The sequence below is a fragment of the Amycolatopsis sp. cmx-11-32 genome (assembly GCF_047608695.1).
In the GTDB taxonomy this organism is placed as follows: Bacteria; Actinomycetota; Actinomycetes; order Mycobacteriales; family Pseudonocardiaceae; genus Amycolatopsis.
Window position 1 is genome coordinate 1 of sequence record NZ_JADNQN010000035.1, and the last position, 6,727, is coordinate 6,727.

At 66.1% G+C, this 6,727-nt stretch carries 9 protein-coding genes and 1 pseudogene; 3 read left to right on the top strand and 7 right to left on the bottom strand.

Going from position 1 to position 6,727, the window contains the following annotated elements:
* A pseudogene (locus tag ACM6LR_RS39110) lies at positions 1 to 662 on the top strand (IS481 family transposase); the annotation flags it as partial.
* A gap of 249 nt (positions 663 to 911) precedes the next feature.
* Positions 912 to 1,313, top strand: a complete 402-nt coding sequence (locus ACM6LR_RS39115; protein ID WP_414945634.1) for a hypothetical protein — start codon at positions 912 to 914, stop codon at positions 1,311 to 1,313.
* A gap of 98 nt (positions 1,314 to 1,411) precedes the next feature.
* Here the strand turns inward: ACM6LR_RS39115 and ACM6LR_RS39120 are convergent, their stop codons facing one another.
* From ACM6LR_RS39120 to ACM6LR_RS39145, 6 genes are all read right to left on the bottom strand, one after another.
* A complete protein-coding gene (locus tag ACM6LR_RS39120; protein ID WP_414945635.1) occupies positions 1,412 to 1,831 on the bottom strand; it encodes a histone-like nucleoid-structuring protein Lsr2 in 420 nt (139 codons plus the stop codon).
* Positions 1,832 to 1,891: 60 nt separating this feature from the next.
* Entirely contained in the window at positions 1,892 to 2,041 is a 150-nt protein-coding gene (locus ACM6LR_RS39125) for a hypothetical protein (RefSeq protein WP_414942867.1), read from the bottom strand.
* Positions 2,042 to 2,047: 6 nt separating this feature from the next.
* Positions 2,048 to 2,368, bottom strand: coding sequence for an NYN domain-containing protein (locus tag ACM6LR_RS39130; protein WP_414942866.1), 321 nt, complete (start codon positions 2,366 to 2,368; stop codon positions 2,048 to 2,050).
* Positions 2,369 to 2,526: 158 nt separating this feature from the next.
* The gene (locus ACM6LR_RS39135; protein WP_414942865.1) at positions 2,527 to 2,673 is read right to left on the bottom strand and encodes a hypothetical protein; all 147 of its coding nucleotides are present in this window, start codon (positions 2,671 to 2,673) and stop codon (positions 2,527 to 2,529) included.
* A 146-nt stretch (positions 2,674 to 2,819) separates the two neighbouring features.
* The gene (locus tag ACM6LR_RS39140; RefSeq protein ID WP_414942864.1) at positions 2,820 to 4,070 is read right to left on the bottom strand and encodes a hypothetical protein; all 1,251 of its coding nucleotides are present in this window, start codon (positions 4,068 to 4,070) and stop codon (positions 2,820 to 2,822) included.
* On the bottom strand, positions 4,067 to 4,651 hold the full coding sequence (locus tag ACM6LR_RS39145; RefSeq protein WP_414942863.1) for an RNA polymerase sigma factor: 585 nt from the start codon (positions 4,649 to 4,651) through the stop codon (positions 4,067 to 4,069). The genes ACM6LR_RS39140 and ACM6LR_RS39145 overlap by 4 nt, the downstream gene beginning before the upstream one ends.
* A 70-nt stretch (positions 4,652 to 4,721) precedes the next feature.
* Between ACM6LR_RS39145 and ACM6LR_RS39150 the strand changes: the two genes are divergently transcribed.
* Positions 4,722 to 6,173, top strand: coding sequence for a hypothetical protein (locus ACM6LR_RS39150; protein WP_414942862.1), 1,452 nt, complete (start codon positions 4,722 to 4,724; stop codon positions 6,171 to 6,173).
* Positions 6,174 to 6,362: 189 nt separating this feature from the next.
* On the opposite strand, the gene ACM6LR_RS39155 is transcribed toward ACM6LR_RS39150, so the two are convergent.
* Positions 6,363 to 6,545 carry a Scr1 family TA system antitoxin-like transcriptional regulator gene (locus ACM6LR_RS39155; protein ID WP_414942861.1) on the bottom strand — a complete coding sequence of 61 codons (183 nt, stop codon included), beginning with the start codon at positions 6,543 to 6,545 and terminating at the stop codon, positions 6,363 to 6,365.
* Positions 6,546 to 6,727: the final 182 nt, after the last annotated feature.

Genomic DNA, 6,727 nt, shown 5'->3' on the forward strand with positions numbered 1-6,727 from the left:
GGCGCCGCGAACGCAAGTGGTCCGCCCAACGGATCACAGACGATTTCGCCGACTTCGGATTCTTGCTCAATCGCCGGACCGTCACACGGCAGCTGACCCGGCTTGGACTCGGCAAACGCCGGTTCATCGACCCCGGCGGTGAGAACAACCGCAAGCCCGGAAAGATCACCGCACGCTGGCCCGGACACATGGTGCACCTCGACGTCAAGAAGGTCGGACGGATCCCCGATGGCGGCGTCTGGCGGATCCACAGCCGCGACAGCGATCAAGCCAAGGCCGCCGACCGGACGAAGTCATCCGGTGCGAAACGCGGCTACACCTACCTGCACTCCGCCATCGACGGATTCTCCCGCCCTTCATACACAGAAACCACTGTCCGACGAGAAGGGTGCCACCGCCGCAGCGTTCCTTGCTCGCGCCAACGTCTGGTTTGCAGCCCACGGCATCACCCACATCCATCGCGTCGGCACAGACAACGGTGCCTGCTGTCGATCCGGCGACTTCGCCCCGTGGCGTCGGAACGCGACCCGGCACCAGAAGACCAAGCCCTACACGCCGCGGCACAACGGGACAGTAGAGCGCTATCAGCGAATCTCGCAGAGGAGCTCCTCTGCGCGCGCGAGTTCACCAGCGAGGAAGCCCGATCATCCGCGATCGCGGTCTGGAGGGCAAACTCGCCGACGAAGCCGGCGACACGTCTCTTCAGGCCACCAAGGCGCTTAAACGCATCGACACCGGCCCGGGACACGTCAAGCCGCTCGATGTCGGAACCTACGGCGATCTCAAGAAGCGCAAAAATGCCGACGACAATCTGGAGCACGACCACATCCCGTCCTCGGCGGCGCTCAAGAAGGCCAAGGAGAAGGAACTCGGCCGCAGGCTGACCGACCAAAAAAAGCGGAGATTCATGAGTGGGGACCGCGATCGAGCTGCCGAAAGAGGTCCACGCCAAAGGTGACACCTTCCACGGTAAGAACACGGAGCATGACTTCGACGGCGCGAAGTCGACACACTTCCTCTTCAAGCTGGCTGGAACGGAATTGGTCTTCGAAGACGACGTCTTGAAAATGTTCACGGTGCGGACGCAGCCGGATGGGCGGGATGACAACTTCGGACTGTATTTGCGGCCTGCCATGCTAGTGGATGGAATTTCCTCCACCGCTACACGCGCCGAAGTTGCTGAGCTACTAGGAAATCCGGAACGTGTCGGACCGAATTTCGACCGATACGAGGTTAACGAACATTATCTGCATTTCGAGTTCGACTCGAATGATCGATTCGCCAGGATTTCCGCGCTGCTTGAGGCGATCTGAGCGTGTGCTTGGAAACGGCAGCCTGGTGAGGGATATGCCTTGCCTGCTCCCTTCCCTGAATAGGTCAGGGAAGGGAGCTAGGGGCGTTATCAGGTAGTTCAGGACTTCTTACGAGGTGCGCGCTTGCGCTTGACGGGGGTCTCTTCGGCGACCGGTTCGGCGGGGACCGACTCGGCGTTGTCGAACGCTTCGTAGATCTCGTTGGGGATGCGGCCGCGTTCGGCGATCGCGTAGCCGTTCGCTGACGCCCAGGCGCGGACCTGCTGGTTGCGTTCGCGGTCGGTGGACTTCGCCGTGCCACCGGCCACGGTGGCCTGTCCGGTCGCGACCTTCATCTTGCGTCCGCCGACTCGCCTGCTGGCGTCGATGAAGCGCTCGAGCTCGTCGCGCAGGGCGCCGGCGTTGTCATCGGAGAGGTCGATCTCGTAGGTGACGCCGTCGAGCGCGAAGGGCACGGTCTGGGTGGCTTCGCCCCCGTCGATGTCGTCGACGATCTGGACGGATACCTTTTGTGCCATCGATAGTGCCTTCCGCTAGGTCATGCCACGCCACCTCGGATTGGCGCAGTGTCAATAATTCTAGGCGTAGGAGTCGTCGCGTGATCGGCGGGAGGTCTGGACGACGCCCGCCCTGGGAGACGACTGAGCGTTAATGAGCTTGGAGTGGCCGTAGGTGCGGGAGTCGAATTCGGGGCGCTGTGTGGTGATGATGTTGCCGACAGCGGACAATGTGGCCTAGCCCTCGTGGTCAATTTCCGCCTCGACGGCGTTGCGCAGCAGGGCGAGCAGGTTCGTGTCGTCCGTGAGCTGCGTCGTCACGATGGGTGATCTCGATGGTAGCGCCGTCTCGGCCAGCGGTTCCGGGTTCTTAGCGCGGGCGAGATTCTCAACGTAGATGAATTTGTCGCAGGCCGGGACGAAGGGCTTGGGTGTCTTGCGTTCGCCGAAGCCGTAGATGGTGAGTCCGGTTTCTCGTAGCCGGGCGGCGAGCTGGGTGGAGTCGGAGTCGCTGGAGACGAGATAGAATCCGTCGAACCGACCCGATAGGGGCGGCACGACCCCAAGTGGCTGCGGACTTGTAGACGGAAGGTCGGGGGTTCGAGCCCCCTTGGCGGCTCAAGATCAACATGGCCTTCGAGTTGCCACTATGACGCGTTACATGAGTTATGTTCGCGTTTTCCTCGGTGTTGTTGGGCTCCGTGTCGTCCCTGTCTTCACAGGCGTGCCTGGTGAACATGAACCATCGGCCCGCTGATGATGTAAGGCCTGGGACAGATTTGGGCCTGCGAACCCGCGAACTTGTCGACGAGGCACTGTGTGTCGCGGTCGCCGAGAGAAAGACGATCCTGCGCGTCGCCCACGATCTGACGGTCCCGGCGGCGGGTCACTGCCTGCTGGTCCGGGACGGTTTTCTCGTCGCGAAAGGCTTACCCTGGTCGATCTGGGCCCGGATCGGGTGGTGGCCGCTTGGGGAGTCCCGGTGCTCGGATAGGGCTGGCGACCCCGGCTACAGGGTCCCTTCGAACACGACGGTGCCGTTGGCGTCACGCGCCTGAATGTGGACCTCTGGTCGGAATGGGTCGCTCACCTCTTTCGGAACGAAGGCCACGAAGGTCCCGTCGACCACATCGGTCGTCGAGGTCAGTCCGGCGCCGAAGTCACAGGTCACCGTCACCGCAGTTGCCGGCAGCAGCGTCCCGGCGAACGGTGCGCGAGAGTTACCCCGGTCACCACCATCTTCCACACCGCCCAGGGTCTGCATCAAGATTCTCCGGGGCTGCTCCGGCGGGAGCTCGAAATGGTCTTGGTAGACACGCATCTTCATCCGGCCGGGATGCCGCGAGTTCGGAACGGTCGTGCACGCCAGGCTCCGGTCGCCCAAACGGCCGAGAACGACCTGATAGCCGTCCTTGTCCAGCAGCGCGCCCGGCCTATAGCCCGCCACGTCGGAGATGGCGTCCACCGCACCGGACAGGCATGCGCCCAGCGCACGTCCCGCGGACGAGGTCCGGTCGGCCGGGGCGACCGGGCGATCGACGGCCGAAAGCAGCGGCGCCGGAGCCGGCGGCAGGCTCGTGGTCGTCGCTCCGGCGGCCTCGTAGACGGACAGTTGCGTCTTGGCGGGGTCGGTCCAGGAGAACGAGACGAACTGATGTGTCAGAGGCGAAGCTTCCACGGCGTCCCCGCCGCCGGCGGAATCCTCGGCCTGGAACGCGAGACCCGCACCCCGCAAGGCCGGATCGAGCACCCCGCCGATCAGCCCGGTCGCGCTCTGCAGGAGCAGCCCGGTGCGGGTGCCCGGCACATACGTGGGGGCGGCGTTCGGGTCGGACAGGGTCACGGTGGTCAGCGTCGTCTCGCAGAACATCGGCTTGCCCGCCGCCGTCGCGGCGACGACCGAAACGCTCAGGTTGACGTCCGTGAACACGGGAACCCATTCCTCGCGCGGGGGCACTCGGTCCGTCTTGGCCGCGGCCCGCACCGCGGCCCAGCAACGGTCGAGCGAGGACGTCGCCAGCCTGACGTCCAGGTTGAGCTCGCCGGCGGCCGGCTCGGGGCGGGGGTCCGTGCCTTGCTGACGGAGCAGCTGCGTCGCGGCGGCGGCGCCGGACGCGACGAGAACGACCGCTGCGGCGGCGTACCAGATGCGTGCCGGCCGCCGCGGCTTCGCGATCCCCTCGCGGACGGCCGATCGCATCCGGGTGCGGACGTCGTCCGGCATCGCATGGCGAGGTGGGTACACGGGTTCGCCGCTCATTTCTCCTCCAGCAACGTACGCAGCCGGGCCCGTCCCCGGGAAAGATGGGCGCGGACGGTGACCTCGGCGATGCCCAGCAACTCTGCGGCGTCAGCGATGCTCACCTCGGCGGCCAGGCAGAGTTCGACGACGTCGCGCTGCGATTTCGGCAGTGACCGGACGGCTTCGGCGACTTGTCCCAGCCGGCGCTGGCCGTCGATCTTCTCGGCCACCGAATCGGCGTGGTCGGACACGGCGGGCTGAGCCGGGATCTTCCCGAGCAGCCGCAGCCGGCGACGAGCACCGCGGTGCTCGTCACGGGCGACATTGGCCGCGACCGTGTAGAGCCACGGCAGGGCGCTGTCCCGCACCAGGGTCACCTCGGCCCGCCGCCGCCACGCGATGAGGAACGTCGTGGACGCCAGGTCCTCGGCGCTGCTCCACGAACCGGTCAGGCGATACGTGTAGTTCCACAGAGCCTCGGCGTGCCGCTCGAACAGCTCGCCGAACGCCCCCTCGTCGCCGCCGGCCGCGCGGGCCCACAGTTCCCGGTCACCGGTCTGTTCCACCGGTACCCCCACCCCGCTCGCGAAACTGCTCACGCCCTGGTTATGGCCGGCACCGGCCGAACGTTGCGCGCAACGTTCCGGGCCGGGGGAGCCACATCAAGCCATGATCATGGAACAGGTCCGGACGACGGACAACCAGACGACGTCCTGGCGGATGCCCCTGTCCGTAGCGGTGCTCTCGGCGGGAGTGTTCCTGCTCGCTCGTCCGCATTTGATCGACGACACGTTCATCACGCTCGCGTACGTGCGCAACGTCGCCTTCCACGGCCACTGGGGCCTGCTCGCCGACGCGACGTCGAACACCGCGACGTCGCCGGCGAACGTGCTCATCCTGGCGGTCCTGACCATCTTCGTCCGCGACGCCGTCTTCGCCGCCGGAGCGTTGTTCGTGCTATGCCAGGTCCTGCTCGCCCTGGCGTTGCGCAGGCTCGGCGGGGCGGCGGGGCTGCCGCCCCGGTTCCCTGCTCTGACACTCGCCGCGCTGACCGTGAACCCGCTTCTGCTCTCGTCGATCGGGCTCGAGGTCACTCTCGGTGCGGCGGTCCTGGGCTGGCTCACCGTGTTCGCCGTCGAAGAGAACCCGTTCGCCTTCGGTCTTGCAGCCGGTGTGCTCGCCCTGGTTCGGCTGGACCTGATCGTGTTCGCGGTGGTGCTCTTCGTTTTCCTCCGTCCCGGCACGGGACGCGCACTGCTCGGAGCCGGGCTGATCACGCTGCCGTGGTTCTGCTTCAGCTGGGTGGTGCTCGGCGCGGCGGTACCGGACACCGTTGTGATCAAGACGCTCCAGGGCGCGCAACATGCCTGGGGTGCCTGGAACTTCGGTAGCGGCCCGCTGTTCTACGCGCGGACTTCGCCGGTGATGGCGGCGCTGGCGTTCCTGCCCGCCGTACTCGCTGTCCTCGCCGTGGTGACACTGGCCATCCGGCTGCGCACGATCCCCGCCGGGCTGCGGCCGTTCGTTCTGCTCGCCCTCGGTGGCCTGCTGTACCACCTCGGCTACGTGTCGCTGACGGTCCCGCCCTACCACTGGTATTACGGCCCCGGCCTCACCGTGGCGACTGTTTTCGTGTGTGCCGTAGCGGTTTCCTACCGGATCATGTTTTGCGGGGTGCTCGCGTTGATCGTCGCCGGTCTGATCGCGTACGCGGCTGCCGGGCTTCCTCGCACGTACGCGCCGTTCACGTCGAACTACACGTCGAGCGCGCAGTACGCACGTATCGGAGCAGAACTGGGAACGCTCGCCGGAGGCCGGATCGTCGGCAGCGCGGGTGAAATCGGCATCCTCGCCTACACCTGCGGCTGCCCGGTCGTCGACGTCTTCTCCGACCGCGGCCTGCTGTCGGCCGCGATCGAGGCGCGCGGCAAGGAGAACCGCTGGACCCGCGCGATACTCCGCGTGAACTACGCCTTTTTCGACTTCGACGTCCGGCCACGCAGTCCCGAACTCGTGCTGCGTCGGCTGGCGGCCCCGCCACAGGACGCGCTCGCGCACTGGACGCTCGACGCGCCGACGCTCGGAAAGCAGGAGCTGTACCTGGTGCCGAACAAGGAGTGAAAGCCCTAGCCCGCCCGGAAAACTTCCCGGGACGTCGGGGTTGATCGCGAAGGCGACCAGCGCCACGCGACCCGTCGACGACGTAGGGGAGCTTCATGTCCGCGTTTCCACCGGCGCCTCAGCACCGCCTGGGATCAGCGGCCGGTGGTGTTCCAGATGCCGCTCGATATCCGCCAGCTTCCTGGTGAATCATTCTCGGGTCTCTCGTCGGCTGAGCGCTCGTTCCGCCAAGCGTTCCAGTTGACTTTCGTAGAACGCGATGTCTCTTGGGCGCTCGAGGAAGAGGCTGGCGGTGGGCGACTGAAGGTGGAGAACCGGCGGATGCTCGTCGTGCCGGTACAACGTGAACCCTGTAGGGCGAGCGCCACGCACAGCTTCTGCCCACTCCCTCGGGTGACTTGCTCGCTAGTACCCACGCGCTTCTGGACGCATGCGCACGAGTCGGCAACCGAGGGCAAGCCCTCAGCCGGGCGCGGCTGAGGACCGCTGACGGTTGATCGAGTCGGTAATGCTCGGAGGAACGTAAGCTGGTGTGATGCGAGTATGGGCGCAGG

Bases quoted from the DNA above. Each gene is read 5' to 3' on its own strand.
- ACM6LR_RS39120 (WP_414945635.1), bottom strand. From the start codon at position 1,831: ATGGCACAAAAGGTATCCGTCCAGATCGTCGACGACATCGACGGGGGC.
- ACM6LR_RS39140 (WP_414942864.1), bottom strand. From the start codon at position 4,070: ATGAGCGGCGAACCCGTGTACCCACCTCGCCATGCGATGCCGGACGAC.
- ACM6LR_RS39150 (WP_414942862.1), top strand. From the start codon at position 4,722: ATGATCATGGAACAGGTCCGGACGACGGACAACCAGACGACGTCCTGG.